This is a genomic window from Paenibacillus forsythiae T98, from assembly GCF_000520735.1.
Lineage (GTDB): Bacteria > Bacillota > Bacilli > Paenibacillales > Paenibacillaceae > Paenibacillus_AQ > Paenibacillus_AQ forsythiae.
Map to the genome: position 1 here is coordinate 1 of NZ_ASSC01000647.1, position 14,419 is coordinate 14,419.

14 protein-coding genes and 1 pseudogene are annotated in these 14,419 nt (G+C 52.0%); all 15 read left to right on the top strand.

Annotated elements, in window-relative coordinates:
• Positions 1–395: DprA-like winged helix domain-containing protein (locus L692_RS33040; RefSeq protein WP_025701825.1), on the top strand; the 395-nt coding region annotated here is incomplete at its 5' end.
• Positions 396–493: 98 nt separating this feature from the next.
• A complete protein-coding gene (gene topA / locus L692_RS0120025; RefSeq protein WP_025701826.1) occupies positions 494–2,593 on the top strand; it encodes a type I DNA topoisomerase in 2,100 nt (699 codons plus the stop codon).
• A gap of 52 nt (positions 2,594–2,645) precedes the next feature.
• Positions 2,646–4,025, top strand: a complete 1,380-nt coding sequence (gene trmFO / locus L692_RS0120030) for an FADH(2)-oxidizing methylenetetrahydrofolate--tRNA-(uracil(54)-C(5))-methyltransferase TrmFO (RefSeq protein ID WP_025701827.1) — start codon at positions 2,646–2,648, stop codon at positions 4,023–4,025.
• A gap of 35 nt (positions 4,026–4,060) precedes the next feature.
• Positions 4,061–4,609: an ATP-dependent protease subunit HslV gene (hslV, locus tag L692_RS0120035; protein ID WP_025701828.1), complete on the top strand. Its 549-nt coding sequence runs from the start codon at positions 4,061–4,063 to the stop codon at positions 4,607–4,609.
• Positions 4,610–4,637: 28 nt separating this feature from the next.
• Positions 4,638–6,041, top strand: coding sequence for an ATP-dependent protease ATPase subunit HslU (hslU, locus tag L692_RS0120040; RefSeq protein ID WP_025701829.1), 1,404 nt, complete (start codon positions 4,638–4,640; stop codon positions 6,039–6,041).
• A gap of 378 nt (positions 6,042–6,419) precedes the next feature.
• On the top strand, positions 6,420–6,827 hold the full coding sequence (flgB, locus tag L692_RS0120045; RefSeq protein ID WP_025701830.1) for a flagellar basal body rod protein FlgB: 408 nt from the start codon (positions 6,420–6,422) through the stop codon (positions 6,825–6,827).
• A 6-nt stretch (positions 6,828–6,833) separates the two neighbouring features.
• Positions 6,834–7,280: a flagellar basal body rod protein FlgC gene (flgC, locus tag L692_RS0120050; protein ID WP_025701831.1), complete on the top strand. Its 447-nt coding sequence runs from the start codon at positions 6,834–6,836 to the stop codon at positions 7,278–7,280.
• A 73-nt stretch (positions 7,281–7,353) separates the two neighbouring features.
• A complete protein-coding gene (gene fliE / locus L692_RS0120055) occupies positions 7,354–7,665 on the top strand; it encodes a flagellar hook-basal body complex protein FliE (protein ID WP_025701832.1) in 312 nt (103 codons plus the stop codon).
• A 34-nt stretch (positions 7,666–7,699) separates the two neighbouring features.
• Complete coding sequence (fliF, locus tag L692_RS0120060) at positions 7,700–9,292, top strand: flagellar basal-body MS-ring/collar protein FliF (protein WP_025701833.1); 1,593 nt, start codon at positions 7,700–7,702, stop codon at positions 9,290–9,292.
• A gap of 4 nt (positions 9,293–9,296) precedes the next feature.
• Positions 9,297–10,313 carry a flagellar motor switch protein FliG gene (fliG, locus tag L692_RS0120065; protein WP_025701834.1) on the top strand — a complete coding sequence of 339 codons (1,017 nt, stop codon included), beginning with the start codon at positions 9,297–9,299 and terminating at the stop codon, positions 10,311–10,313.
• Positions 10,306–11,154: a FliH/SctL family protein gene (locus L692_RS0120070; protein ID WP_025701835.1), complete on the top strand. Its 849-nt coding sequence runs from the start codon at positions 10,306–10,308 to the stop codon at positions 11,152–11,154. The genes fliG and L692_RS0120070 overlap by 8 nt, the downstream gene beginning before the upstream one ends.
• Complete coding sequence (fliI, locus tag L692_RS0120075; protein WP_025701836.1) at positions 11,147–12,460, top strand: flagellar protein export ATPase FliI; 1,314 nt, start codon at positions 11,147–11,149, stop codon at positions 12,458–12,460. Before L692_RS0120070 ends, fliI begins: the two co-directional genes overlap by 8 nt.
• An 8-nt stretch (positions 12,461–12,468) precedes the next feature.
• Positions 12,469–12,912 (top strand): flagellar export protein FliJ, encoded by a 444-nt coding sequence (gene fliJ / locus L692_RS0120080; RefSeq protein WP_025701837.1) that lies wholly within the window; start codon positions 12,469–12,471, stop codon positions 12,910–12,912.
• A gap of 20 nt (positions 12,913–12,932) precedes the next feature.
• Positions 12,933–13,865: a MotE family protein gene (locus tag L692_RS0120085; RefSeq protein WP_025701838.1), complete on the top strand. Its 933-nt coding sequence runs from the start codon at positions 12,933–12,935 to the stop codon at positions 13,863–13,865.
• A gap of 26 nt (positions 13,866–13,891) precedes the next feature.
• Positions 13,892–14,419: pseudogene (locus L692_RS0120090) on the top strand (hypothetical protein); the annotation flags it as partial.

The following is a 14,419-nucleotide window of genomic DNA, read 5'->3' on the forward strand; positions in this document are numbered from 1 at the left end:
CCGCGCTTGAGGCGGGCAGGGATGTTTTTGCCGTCCCCGGGCCGATTACTTCCCCCAAAAGCAGAGGTGCGCTGGAGCTGATCAAACAGGGAGCGGCTGTTGTTACGAGCGCGGCTGATATCATGGCGGAATACGCCGATCTGCTGCCTGAGCCTGAGAATATTTCATCAGCTGCGGGCGCCGGAAACGATGGGAATGGTGGGCTGTGCAGTGAAAAGAATTTGACAAGTGACGAGTCACGCCTATACCATATACTGCATCAGGGCCCGTGTTCACTGGATGAGCTGCTGGAGAAAAGCGGCCTGGATTTTGGACATTTGCATTCGGTTCTGTTATCTTTAATCATAAAAAAAGCGGTAACATCCTTACCGGGCGCTGTATATAAGATTATATAATAGAGAAGTTCGAGGTTATGGCGTATGCTTCGGGAGTGAATTTTACGAAAAAATTCAATGAAGACTACGCTTGACCGAACTTTTAGGGGGACGATTGTGTGGCTGATTCTTTGGTCATTGTCGAGTCGCCAGCCAAGGCGAAGACCATCGGCAAATATTTGGGCAGTAAATACATTGTAAAGGCATCCATGGGACATGTTCGCGACCTGCCCAAAAGCCAGATTGGCGTGGAGGTCGAGAATGACTTTAATCCCAAATATATTACAATTCGCGGCAAAGGCTCGGTGCTCAAAGAGCTGAAGGACGCAAGTAAAAAAGTGAAAAAAGTCTATCTGGCGGCTGACCCGGATCGCGAAGGAGAGGCGATTGCCTGGCATCTGGCGCATGCGCTCGAACTGGACAATACACAGGACTGCCGAGTCGTGTTCAACGAAATTACGAAGCAGGCCGTGAAGGATGCCTTCAAGACCCCGCGCAAAATCAATATGGATCTCGTCAACGCCCAGCAGGCGCGGCGCATCCTTGACCGGCTCGTCGGTTACAAAATAAGCCCTTTATTATGGAAGAAAGTCAAAAAGGGGCTGTCCGCGGGGCGTGTGCAGTCGGTAGCCGTTAAAATCATTATGGACCGGGAGAATGAAATTTCGGCGTTTGTCCCGGAGGAATATTGGACCATAACAGCCAAGCTTGGTATCCGGGATTCCGTATTTGACGCCAGATTCTACAAATTAAACGGCGAGAAAAAGGAACTTGGACGCGAGAGCGACGTACAGGAAGTATTGAAGGCGATTGAAGGCGCCGATTTCATCGTCAGCGAAGTAAAAGAAAAGGAAAGACAGCGCCATCCGTCCGCTCCCTTCACGACCAGCTCCCTTCAGCAGGAAGCGGCTCGCAAGCTCGGATTCCGGGCTGCGAAGACGATGTCGGTCGCCCAGCAGCTGTATGAAGGCGTGGAGCTTGGAAAAGAAGGAACGGTCGGTCTGATTACGTATATGCGCACAGACTCCACACGGATATCCGCGACGGCGCAGGAGGAAGCCAAGGAGCTGATCTCCGGCAAGTACGGCGCAGAGTTTCTGCCGGAATCGCCGCGTCAATACTCGAAGAAAGCGGCCGGAGCCCAGGACGCGCATGAAGCGATCCGCCCAACCTCGGCGATGCGCGAACCGGAGACCGTGAAAGAGTTTACAAGCCGCGACCAGTTCCGGCTATACAAGCTGATATGGGAGCGCTTTGTGTCCAGCCAGATGGCTTCGGCCCGGCTGGATACGCTGTCTGTGGACATTGCGGCGGGTGGGGTCATATTCCGCGCCGTCGGTTCGAAGGTGGCCTTTCCAGGCTTTATGAAGGTGTATGTGGAAGGCAATGATGACGGCACAACGGAAGAAGAGAAGTATCTGCCTCAGCTTCAGGCCGGAGATAAGCTGATTTCGCAGGAAATCGAGCCCAAGCAGCATTTTACGCAGCCGCCGCCCCGCTACACGGAAGCGCGTCTTGTGAAGACGCTGGAGGAACTCGGCATCGGACGTCCCAGCACCTATGCGCCAACTCTCGAAACCATTCAGAAACGCGGTTATGTCGCCATTGAAGAAAAGAAATTCATGCCCACCGAGCTGGGTGAACTGGTCATCGAGCAAATGGAGCAGTTCTTCCCGGAAATCCTTGACGTCGAATTTACAGCTCATATGGAAGGCGATCTTGACCATGTGGAAGAAGGCGCGGAGGACTGGGTAAAGGTGCTTGCCGAATTTTACAATTCCTTCGAGAAGCGCCTTGAAGTGGCGGAAGAGGAAATGAAAGAGATCGAGATTGTAGACGAGGTTTCGGACGAAATCTGCGAGAAATGCGGCAAGCCCCTGGTTTACAAGCTGGGACGGTTCGGCAAGTTCCTGGCCTGCTCGGGCTTCCCCGACTGCCGGAATACGAAGCCGATCATCAAGGACATCGGAGTGGGGTGCCCGAAGTGCCACGAAGGCAAGGTCGTGGAGCGCCGCAGCAAGAAGGGGCGCGTCTTCTACGGCTGCGACCGGTATCCCGAGTGCGACTTTGTCTCCTGGGATAAACCATCCTCCAAACTATGCCCCGACTGCGGCTCCTGGATGATCGAGAAACGGAATAAACAAGGAGCAAGGCTGCAGTGCACGTCCTGCGACCACACCGAGAGTCTGGAGGACAGCGAAGAGGAAACGGCGGAATAACTGCTCCACAGTATAAATTCAGCATGATAGACTTATGGAGGTTGTGTAAAAGTTGACAGATACAGCTAAGCAAGGAACAGGCGGTCCCGCTCCGGTGACGGTAATCGGCGCGGGACTTGCCGGGAGTGAAGCGGCCTGGCAGCTCGCATCGCGGGGAGTGCCGGTCAAATTATATGAGATGAGGCCCGTCGTAAAGACGCCGGCTCATCATACAGATCAATTCGCCGAGCTTGTATGCAGCAACTCGCTGCGCGCGAACGGACTTGGCAATGCGGTTGGCGTACTGAAAGAGGAGATGCGGCGTCTAGGCTCTCTTGTGCTGGGGGCCGCTGACAAGCATGCCGTACCGGCGGGAGGCGCTCTTGCCGTCGACCGCGACGGATTTTCCGGCGAAATTACGGCGGCGCTCCACGGGCACCCGCTTGTCGAAGTTATAAATGAGGAATTGACGCATATACCGGAGGAAGGGATTGTGGTGATTGCGACAGGTCCGCTGACCTCTCCGGCGCTGTCTTCCGAGATCAAGGCGCTGCTGGGCGAGGAGTATTTTTACTTCTACGATGCGGCGGCTCCGATCGTCGAGAAGGACTCGATTGATATGAACAAGGTGTATCTGGCTTCCCGTTATGATAAAGGCGAAGCCGCCTATCTCAACTGTCCGATGATGGAAGAGGAATTCAACGTATTCTATGATGCGCTCGTTTCTGCGGAAACGGCTGCGCTCAAGGATTTCGAGAAGGAAATTTACTTTGAGGGCTGCATGCCGATCGAGATTATGATGAAACGCGGCAAGCAGACGGCGCTGTTCGGCCCTATGAAGCCCGTGGGACTCGTCAATCCCCATACGGGCAAGCTGCCCTTTGCCGTCGTTCAACTGCGCCAGGATAACGCCGCAGGAACGCTCTATAACCTCGTAGGGTTTCAGACCCACCTGAAATGGGGCGAGCAGAAGCGGGTCTTCTCTCTGATACCTGGTCTGGAGAATGCGGAGTATGTTCGCTACGGGGTCATGCACCGCAACACGTTCATCAATTCGCCGAAGCTGCTGCATCCGACCTATCAGCTGAAAGGACGCGAGCGGCTGCTGTTTGCCGGCCAGATGACAGGTGTGGAAGGCTATGTCGAATCGGCGGCCTCGGGCATGATAGCCGGGATTAACGCGGCCAGAATCGCACTAGATGAGGAGCCGCTTGTGTTCCCGGAGGATACGGTTCTTGGAAGCATGCCGGCTTATATCACGACGGCCGATGCCAAGCATTTTCAGCCGATGAACGCCAATTTCGGTCTTTTGCCGAAGCCTGAACGCAGAATCCGCAACAAGAAGGAGAAGAATGAGCTTCTTGCGAATCGTGCATTGGACAGTCTGGCCGGATTCGCGGACCGCATGGGTCTGCCGCATGGCATCTGTTCCGAGTTCCTGCAAGAGACCTGAAGCTTTTGCTGAGCATTCCAGAAGGAGGCAAGAACATGATTCCGAGCTTTCATGCAACAACCATTTGCGCCGTACGGCATGGCGGTGAAGCGGCTATCGCTGGCGACGGTCAGGTTACTTTTGGAGAGAATGTCATTATGAAGACGACCGCCAAGAAGGTGCGGAGATTATACAGAGGGCAGGTGATCGCCGGATTCGCCGGATCGGTTGCCGACGCGATCACCCTGTTTGAGAAATTTGAAGGCAAGCTGGAGGAGCATCACGGCAATTTGCAGCGCGCTGCGGTTGAACTGGCCAAGGATTGGCGCCAGGATCGTGTCCTGCGCAAACTTGAAGCGCTGATGATCGTGATGGACAAGAATGGCATGCTGCTCATATCCGGCGGCGGAGAGATTATCGAGCCGGACGACGATGTGCTGGCGATCGGCTCCGGGGGGAATTTCGCCCTGGCTTCCGCCCGGGCGCTAAAGCGCCATGCCAAGGATTTAAGCGCGGCGGATATCGCAAAGGAAGCGCTTACTATCGCTTCCGAGATTTGCGTCTATACGAATTCCAATATTATCGTCGAACAATTGCAGGCTTAAAGCCCGCCAGAGAGGTGGAGGAATCAAGATGGCGAATCAATCGCTTACGCCCCGGCAGATCGTAGCCGAGCTGGATAAGTATATTGTAGGCCAGAAGCAGGCCAAGAAGTCGATGGCGGTCGCTCTGCGCAACCGCTACCGTCGCGGCAAGCTGTCCGAAGAGCTGCGCGACGAAATCGTACCGAAGAATATCCTGATGATCGGGCCTACGGGCGTCGGCAAGACGGAGATTGCCAGACGCCTTGCAAAGCTGGTGAATGCTCCGTTCGTCAAAGTGGAGGCCACGAAATTTACCGAAGTCGGCTATGTGGGACGCGATGTGGAGTCTATGGTCCGCGATCTCGTCGAGACCGCTATCCGGATGGTCAAGCTTGAGCGCACCGACAAGGTCAAGGACCGCGCGGAGGAACTGGCCAATGAACGGATCGTGCGCATTCTCGCGCCTTCCGTCTCCAAGAACAAGGCCCAGCGCAACCCGTTCGAAATGCTGTTTGGCGGAAATGGCGGCCAGGAGGAAGCGAAGGCCGATGATTCGGAAGGCGACGCGGCCTTGAATGAAAGCCGCCGGGGCATCCGGTTTAAGCTGCTTGCCGGGCAGCTGGAGGACGATATCATCGAGATTGATGTCGAAGACACCGCGCCCACCATGCTGGACATGTTCGCCGGACAGGGCAATGACCAGATGGGGATGAATATGCAGGAGATGTTCGGAAATCTGCTCCCGAAACGGACCAAGAAGCGCAAGCTGCCCGTTCGCGAAGCACGTAAAGTGCTGATTCAGGACGAAGCGAACAAGCTGATTGATATGGACGACGTTATCCAGGAATCCGTTGCGCGCGCGGAGCAATCGGGCATTATTTTTATCGATGAGATTGATAAGGTGGCGAGCCAGGGCAAAGGGGCGGGTCCTGATGTTTCCCGGGAAGGCGTGCAAAGGGATATCCTGCCGATCGTCGAAGGATCGACCGTGATGACGAAATACGGCCCGGTCAAGACCGATTATGTGCTGTTTGTGGCCGCAGGGGCTTTTCATGTCGCCAAACCGTCTGATCTGATTCCTGAGCTTCAGGGCCGCTTTCCCATTCGCGTGGAACTCAGCAGCTTGTCCCTGGAGGATTTCGTATCCATCCTCACAGAACCGAAAAATGCGCTGACCAAGCAGTATTCCCATTTGCTTGCTACCGAAAATATCGAATTGGAGTTTCAAGACGAGGCGATCTACGAAATTGCCAAAATTGCGGCGACGGTCAATCAAAACATGGAGAATATCGGGGCCCGGCGTCTGCACACCATTCTGGAAAAGCTTCTGGAGGACCTCTCGTTCGAGGCTCCGGAGCTGACGCTCGAAAAAATGCTCATTACCCCCGAATATGTTCGCGAGAAGCTCGCAAGCATCGCACAGGATCGGGACCTGAGCCAATATATTTTGTAACTGCCCCTCGATGGAAGAGTTCTAGGAAAGAAGTAGCAGGCAAAAAATAATTAAAAGACAAAATAAGTAATTTTAAAGGAATATATGGATCTAACAAGGATATTTCGGACATTAGATGGATAAATATGGATAAAAAATGATTCTAGCCCTATCTTATTTGTAAAGATAGGGCTATTTTCTTATTGTAATATTATACAAATTCTATGAGAATCAATATATGCTTAAAAAACCTTAATTATGTCTCATAATGTCGAGCATTTTCCTTGGGTTTTTGCTTAGCAGCGAACATTTTTTAATCAAATATTGTCGAATGGGAAGGATTTTCAGAAAGAGTTGTGGAATTCTTTTCACTATGATAGCTTTGGAAGGGGGAAAATTATGGGTTTGCTGAATTCTCTTAGTTTCCTGCGATTGCAAAAGGGCATTGACGCCGCCAACATGCGACAAAACTCATTGGCTAATAATGTGGCAAATGTCGATACGCCTAATTTCAAGCGCTCTGATGTCTCTTTTGAGAGTTTTTTGCGCGAGCAGGAAAGAGGACTTCAACCTAAGCTTGGAGCCAAAGTGACGAATTCCCGTCACATTCCATTCGGACTGACAGGCAAAGTACCCTCACCGGTAATCCAGGCTGACAAGAGCACGTCTATGAACAATAACGGCAACAATGTTGACATTGACCGCGAAATGGTGCTTAGCGCAGAGAACCAGCTCCGATACAGTTCTTACGTTCAGCTGTTGAACAGTCAAATGTCGATGATGCGAACGGCGACTGAAGGGAGATAGTGAGGTATGAATTTCGGCAGCAGTCTGGGAATTAGCGCGTCTGCCTTGACCGCGCAGCGGCTTAGAATGGACGTAATCTCGTCCAATATTGCCAATGCGGAAACGACAAGGGCGTCGGTGGTCGACGGCAAAGCGGTGCCTTATCGGCGCAAGCTTGTCGTACTGGAGTCGAAACAGAACGATAGCTTTTCCAATATTCTGAACTCCAAGATGAACAGCGGAAGGGACGGCGTTAGCGTCAGGTCAATTATAGAGGATTCCTCGCCGCTCAAGCCGGTGTATAATCCGACCCATCCCGATGCCGATAAGAATGGGTATGTCTATATGCCCAATGTGGATGTAACGAAAGAGATGGTGGACATGATCTCCGCCTCCCGTTCCTATGAAGCCAATGTAACTATGCTTAACGCCAGCAAATCGATGGTTTCCAAAGCGCTTGAAATCGGAAGGTAATTATTCAGTACAAATTTTCCAAAGTGTCTGTGAAAGCCGGTACTTTGGCGTATGATTTCTAGGAGGAGAAACATTGATACAAAATTTGACTATTGGAGCACAAAGCATCAAGCCGCTTGCAATGAAGACGACAGAGACGCAATCAGCGGCCGGTCTTTCGGACACCGTCAAAGGCTTCGGATCTTATCTTGAGGATGCCCTGAATCAAGTGGCAGCTCAGGAGCAAACTGCGAAAGATATGAGCAACAAGTTTGTCCTGGGAGAAGTGAATGTGGATGAAGCGATGATTTCTTCACAGCAGGCTCTGCTGAGCTTGCAGCTGACCACCCAAGTCCGGAACAAAGCAATTGAAGCTTACCAGGAAATTATGAGAACTCAGATCTAAATAATCCTAGCTTGGTTTCGGATGGGGTGACACTGTGAATGAAAGATTTGCCCAGTACAGGGACAAGCTCTCCCAGTATTGGAATAGGTTCAGCGCCAGGCAGAAAATTATTTTCTTCTCCACGCTGTTTATCATTATATTTGTCATCGTCGCAGCGACGATACAGCTTACGAAGACTGAATATGAGGTTGCTTTTCAGGATTTGGACAGTACGGATGCCGCCGGAGTAATAAACTATCTGGAGTCGGCGGGCATCAGTTACCGGTTAAGTCCGGATGGGCAGAGTATTTCCGTTCCGAGCACGGACGCCGCCCGCGCCAAAGTAGATATCGGATCGCAGGGGATCGTTCAGGACGGCTCTATCGGTTATAAGATTTTTGACCAAAGCTCATCCATGATCGGAACGACGGACAATGAGTTTAATGTCAAGTATAATAACGCTCTTAACGGGGAAGTGGAGCAGCTTCTTCGCAGGATGCAGGGAGTTAAGGACGCCAAGGTTCTCGTCAATCTGCCAAAGGAAACGGTGTTCGCCACCCAGAATGACCAGGAGAAGGCTTCGGCCTCCGTGGTACTGAGCTTTAAACCGGGCTTCAGACCCTCCCAGGAAAATGTCGACGGCTATTTCAATCTGGTTAAGACGGCTGTGCCGAATTTGCCAATCGATAACATTACGATTACGAATAATGAGACTGAGCTTATGCCGACTGCAAGAGGCGGACAAGCCGGCGTTTCCAGCCAAGTCGAAGAGAACTTCGCCCTGCAGAAGAAATTTGAGGACGAAGTGAAAAAGAATGTCAAAGCGTTCCTCAGCACTCTTACGGGACCTGATAAAGTCGATGTGCTCGTTTTTTCCAAGCTGAACTTCGACAAAGAGACCCGAAAAGAAGATTTGGTTACGCCTGTTGACACTGAAAATATGAGAGGGATCGAAATCAGTTCCCAAATTATAAGCAATTCGTATTCGGGACAAGGAAGCACGGACGGAGGGGTCGCGGGAACCGGAACCGGCGATGTACAAGGGTATCCGACCAGCACGAATTCCGGAACCACTTCATCTGAGGAGTCTTCCGAGACAAGAAACTTTGAAGTGAACAAAATAACGAGAGACATAATTGCAAGTCCATATACTGTAAAAGATTTAACCATTAATGTTGCGGTTGAACCACCCGATGGACAAACAACTTTGGATCAGAATACCTCGGATGCCATCCGGAATATTTTGGTTAACATTGTCAGGGCTTCTCTCGCCGATTCAGGGGCTGCCTATGCCGATGCAGACTTGATCAAAAAAGTTTCGGTCTATTCCCAACCTTTCGGCGCACAGGCTGCAGCTCAAGCGTCCCAAGGTCTTCCGAACTGGATGATATGGGCGATCGCCGCAGCGGCACTGCTCGTAGGGTCAGGCATTGGATATGTTATCTATCGGCGCCGCCGCAATAATGCAGATGAAGAACCGGAAGATGAAGACGTTCCGCTTCAGATGCCAACCGAATTCCCGTCCATTAATCTGGACAGCGTAACGAATGAGAGTCAAGTGCGCAAGCAGCTGGAAAGCCTGGCCAAGAAAAAGCCGGACGAGTTCGTCAATCTGCTGCGCACCTGGCTTGCAGACGAACAGAGGTGAATGAATGGCAAAGGCTGCACAGCAGGGGCTTAGCGGTCGTCAGAAAGCCGCAATCCTGCTCATCACACTAGGGCCGGAAGTTTCGGCGCAAATTTTCAAGCATTTAAGAGACGAGGAGATTGAGCAGCTAACGCTGGAGATCGCAAACGTCCGAAAGGTTGACAGCGGCGAGAAGGAATTGATCTTGTCGGAGTTCCATCAAATCTGTCTGGCCCAGGAGTATATTTCGCAAGGCGGCATCAACTATGCCAAGGAAATTCTGGAGAAGGCCCTGGGCCAGCAGAAGGCGCTTGAAGTTATCAACCGTCTTACGGCGACGCTTCAGGTCAGACCGTTCGATTTTGCCCGCAAGGCGGACCCGAATCAGATTTTGAACTTCATTCAGAACGAAAATGTGCAGACGATCGCCCTTGTACTCTCCTATCTTAATTTTGAACAGGCGGCTGCAATTCTTTCTTCTCTGCCGCAGGAGAAGCAAGCTGAGGTGGCCAGAAGAATTGCTGTGATGGACAGTACCTCGCCGGAGGTCATTTCCCAGATTGAGAGAGTTCTGGAGCAGAAGCTTTCGGCTACCGTTACTCAGGATTATACGAATGCAGGCGGCATCGAATCGATTGTACAGATTCTGAACGGTGTGGACCGGGGGACAGAGCGTACGATTCTGGATTCGCTTGAAATCCAGGACCCCGAGTTGGCGGAAGAAATCAAGAAGAGAATGTTTGTATTCGAGGATATCGTCAACATCGACAATCGTTCCATTCAGCGTATTATCCGCGATATCGAGAATGCGGATTTGCAGCTTGCGCTTAAGGTTGCAAGCGAGGAAGTTCGCGATGTCATTTTCCGAAATATGTCCAAACGCATGGCGGAAACATTCCGGGAAGAAATGGAATACATGGGTCCGGTGCGGCTTCGTGATGTGGAGGAAGCTCAAACCCGTATTGTGAGTACCATTAGAAGGCTGGAGGAATCAGGTGAAATCATCATAGCCCGCGGTGGAGGAGATGACATTATTGTCTAGGTTGATCAAACACTCCCAATATGTTCCTGTCGAGGCGCTTAAAAGATTGGAGCTGGCACGGCAGCATGCCGGTCTTGCCGAAGAAGAAATCCAGTCGGAGGAAATTGGCGAACCGCGCAATGACGATCCCGCTCTCAAGGCTGCCGAACAGACGTGCAAACAAATGCTTCAAGACGCAAAGGCGTTTGCCGAGGAACAGGTGCGGGGTGCCTCTCTTGAGGCGGAACAGATCATCGAGAGAGCGCACAGCGAAGCCGAAGAATGGTGGCGGAGCCGTAGGGAGCAGGATGAACACCTAACCGAAGCGGTAAAAGCAGAGGCTTATAGCCAGGGCTACAATGAGGGTCTGCTGCAGGCGGAGAAAGAAATGAAGGTCAAGCTGGCTAATGTAATGGAGGAGGCTCAGGCCGTCCTGCTGGAAGCTTATAAGGCGCGTGATGTGATCATTCAGGAAGCCGAGCCTTTCCTGGTTGAACTGAGCTGCGACATTGCCGAGAAAATTGTGGAAAAGCAGCTGACGGTGGAGCCGGCGTTTACGATTGATCTCATCAAGAGAAACCTGGCCCGCAAGCGGGAGCAGGGGATTATCTCTCTATGCGTGAACCCCAAACAGTTTACCTTTGTAAACGCGGCGCGCGAGGAGCTTACGCTGGCTATCGATTCGCAGGCCGAGCTTCAGATTTTGCCCGACTCGACGGTGACGGATCATGGCTGCGTAATACGTTCGTCGCTGGGAAGCGTGGACGCAAGAATTGATACCCAGCTTGAGGAGATCAAGAAGGAACTGATCAGGGTCGCTTTGGATAACGAAGGACAGAGAAATGGGGAAGGCAATGCTTGACGCCCGGAGATACAGGGAGCAGCTTCGCAGCATCGATCCGGTAAGAATCAACGGCAAGGTTACTCAGGTAATCGGGCTGATGGTCGAGTCTGAAGGGCCGGATGCCAGCATAGGAGACGTATGCTATATCTACCCTGCCAAGGGCAGCAGACCGCTCAAGGCGGAGGTTGTCGGCTTTCGCGATAACAAGGTGTTGCTGATGCCGCTGGGCGAGCTGCAGGCGATCGGACCCGGCTGCGATGTGGTCGGCACAGGGAAGCCGCTGAATGTGCAAGTAGGATCTGAACTGCTCGGCAAGGTGCTTGATGGTCTCGGACAGCCGCTGGACGGTTCGATTATACCGGCGCGGATGCCGTACAGTTCGACTTTCAATATCCCGGCGAATCCGCTCAACAGGCCCAGGGTACAGGAGCCAATCAGCATTGGAGTGCGGGCGATTGACGGACTTCTGACGATTGGCAAGGGGCAGCGGGTCGGTATTTTTGCAGGCTCGGGCGTTGGTAAAAGCACGCTGATGGGGATGATTGCCCGGAATACTTCGGCCGATGTGAATGTGATCGCACTAATCGGAGAACGCGGGAGAGAAGTTCTTGATTTCATCGAACGCGATCTCGGTCCGGAGGGCTTGCAGCGGTCGGTCGTCATCGTGGCGACGTCTGACCAGCCGGCGCTCATCAGGATTAAAGGGGCGCTGATCGCAACCACTATCGCCGAGTATTTCCGGGATCGCGGACTCAATGTCATGCTGATGATGGATTCGGTCACACGATATGCGATGGCACAGCGCGAGGTAGGTCTGGCCGTCGGGGAACCGCCTGCGATGAGGGGATATACCCCTTCCGTATTTGCCAGTCTGCCGAAATTGCTGGAGCGCGCAGGAACGGGGCCGACCGGGTCGATTACGGCTTTCTATACCGTGCTGGTCGACGGAGACGATATGAACGAACCGATTGCCGATGCGGTTCGCGGAATTTTGGACGGACATATCGTGCTTAACCGGAGCATTGCGAATAAAGGGCATTTTCCGGCGATCGATGTATTGGCAAGCATCAGCCGGGTGATGAAGGATATTGCGCCATTGGACCAGCTTGAGGCCGCAGAGAACGTAAAACGGTTGATGTCCGTTTACAAGGAATCGGAAGATTTGATTAATATAGGCGCCTATCAGAGAGGCTCCAATGCACAGATTGATGAGTCGCTGCATTATATTGACAGCATTTGGGAGTTCGCGAAACAGAAGGTAGACGAGAAGACAACACTGGCCGAAGTTCAACAAATCTTAATTTCCCAGTTCTCAAGGAGTTGATTTGATTTATGAGATTTCACTATAGTTTCCAGAAAGTTGTCGATTTGAAAGGCAATGAAAAAACACAGGCGGAGTGGATGCTCTCAAACGCGCTTGGGGAACTGCAGGCGCGGGAGAAAAGCCTGGTTGAACTTATGGATCAGCGCAATGAGATTTTACTTGCGCTTCAGGCTGAGGCAGAGCGGAGAGCGCCCATGGCGGTGATCCGGGAAATGCAGGATTATGTGGACTATCTGGACAACTGTATTGCCCGCAAGCAAGGCGAAATCAACCAGGCGCATCAAGAAGTCTCCAGAAAGCAGGATAATCTCAACACCAAGGCTCTGGATGAGAAGATTTGGCTGAAAGCAAGGGAAAAGGCGCTCGGCATTTTTAAACAAAATATGAATTTGCGGGAACAAAACGAACTGGATGAGATGGCGACCGTCCGCTTCGCGATGAAGCCCCTCTGACGTTTGGAGGTTATTCACCAGTGGCAACAAACGATATGGAGCTTGAAAACGAAGGGGCGGCAGGCAAGTTTGAGCGGTTTCTGTTTCTGATGATTCCGATTATTTTCACGCTTGTTCTAGTTGGAGTGCTGCTGACGCTTTTGAATATGGATTACAGAAACGACGCGCTGCAATTAGCGAACAAAATTCCGTTCGTGAATAAATGGATCCCCGATCCAAAAGGGGATGCCGCCGGGGATGCAGAGCAGCCGGAGAAGCAGGAGGCAAGCTCGGAAGCAACCATCAAGGAGCTAAAGTCCAAGCTGACCGAACAGGAAGAGACGGTAAAACAGCTGAATGAGCAAAAGGCTGCGCAGGACAAGCAGGTTCAGGCGTTAAAGACGCAGATTGACGATATGCAGCAGGCCGCCAGCACCCAGGAGCAGGCGGAAGCTGAGGACGACCACGAGAAAGAGATAGCCGCAATGACCAAGCTTTATGCGGGAATGAAGGCATCCAAAGCAGCGGCGATTATGCAAAATATGACGACGGAAGAAGTGGTTCAGCTGCTCAGCGGAATGAATAATGACAGCAAGACAGCCATTTTGGAAAAGATGGACCCGAAAATTGCGGCTGACGTGTCCGTAAAGCTAAAAGAATCAGCCAATTCTTCCGATATGGCTATTGCAGCCCTTCAGTCCAGACTGAATAAAGATTCGGCGGGATCAAGCGCTTCGAGCAGCAGTACCACCAATCTCAATAAGGAAAAGCTGGGCCAGACCTTCTCCTCAATGCCCGCCGCCGAAGCAGCGAAGCTGCTAAGCGATATGTACGGCATCAGTCCGGATAAGGTGATTACCATTCTGAGCACCGTAGATGACAGCGTGCGGTCTTCCATTTTAGCCGAGATGACCAAGAGTGATACAAAAGGAGTCACCGCCAAAATTGTAAACCGTCTGATGGGCGGCAAATAAGGATTATACTTGAAAGGAGGTGAAGAATGATGGGTCTTACATTTCAAATGATTTCATCAGGCAAAGGCCTAAATGTCAAAACGACCGCTTCTGCGGGATCTTCCGGAACCGAAGGGGCAAACGCGATATTCTCCCAGACTCTGGTGCAATCAATGGCTGGCGCGGCTTCCGAAGCGGCGGTTTCCAATGGTAATACGGCTGCTGCCTTACTGAATCGCTTGATGACGGCAGTTTCCGGTGAAGCAGACAAGGATGGCGAAATGGCAGGAGTGACGGGCCAGGAACTGTTGGACCAAATTCTTCCCGGGCTTGAGAAGCTGGACGAACACATTGAATTGAATCCTGCGCTGTTGGCTGCGCTTCAGGGTTGGCTGATTCAAGCCTCGGCTGTATCTTCAGGCGCTGATGCACAGGAAGGTCAGAACCAGAGCGCGCTCACTCTGCTTGCACAGAATCCCGCGACCGCGAGGTTTGCTGTTCAGGATGAACTGCACAATCTGGCGGCGATGATTCAGCAGGCTGCAAAAAACGGCGATGACGCTGCGGCGGGGGAA

What these genes read in the sequence shown, in the direction of transcription:
- hslV (WP_025701828.1), top strand. Translation starts at nt 4,061, where the DNA reads ATGATTCCGAGCTTTCATGCAACAACCATTTGCGCCGTACGGCATGGC.
- hslU (WP_025701829.1), top strand. Translation starts at nt 4,638, where the DNA reads ATGGCGAATCAATCGCTTACGCCCCGGCAGATCGTAGCCGAGCTGGAT.
- flgB (WP_025701830.1), top strand. Translation starts at nt 6,420, where the DNA reads ATGGGTTTGCTGAATTCTCTTAGTTTCCTGCGATTGCAAAAGGGCATT.
- flgC (WP_025701831.1), top strand. Translation starts at nt 6,834, where the DNA reads ATGAATTTCGGCAGCAGTCTGGGAATTAGCGCGTCTGCCTTGACCGCG.
- fliG (WP_025701834.1), top strand. Translation starts at nt 9,297, where the DNA reads ATGGCAAAGGCTGCACAGCAGGGGCTTAGCGGTCGTCAGAAAGCCGCA.
- fliI (WP_025701836.1), top strand. Translation starts at nt 11,147, where the DNA reads ATGCTTGACGCCCGGAGATACAGGGAGCAGCTTCGCAGCATCGATCCG.
- fliJ (WP_025701837.1), top strand. Translation starts at nt 12,469, where the DNA reads ATGAGATTTCACTATAGTTTCCAGAAAGTTGTCGATTTGAAAGGCAAT.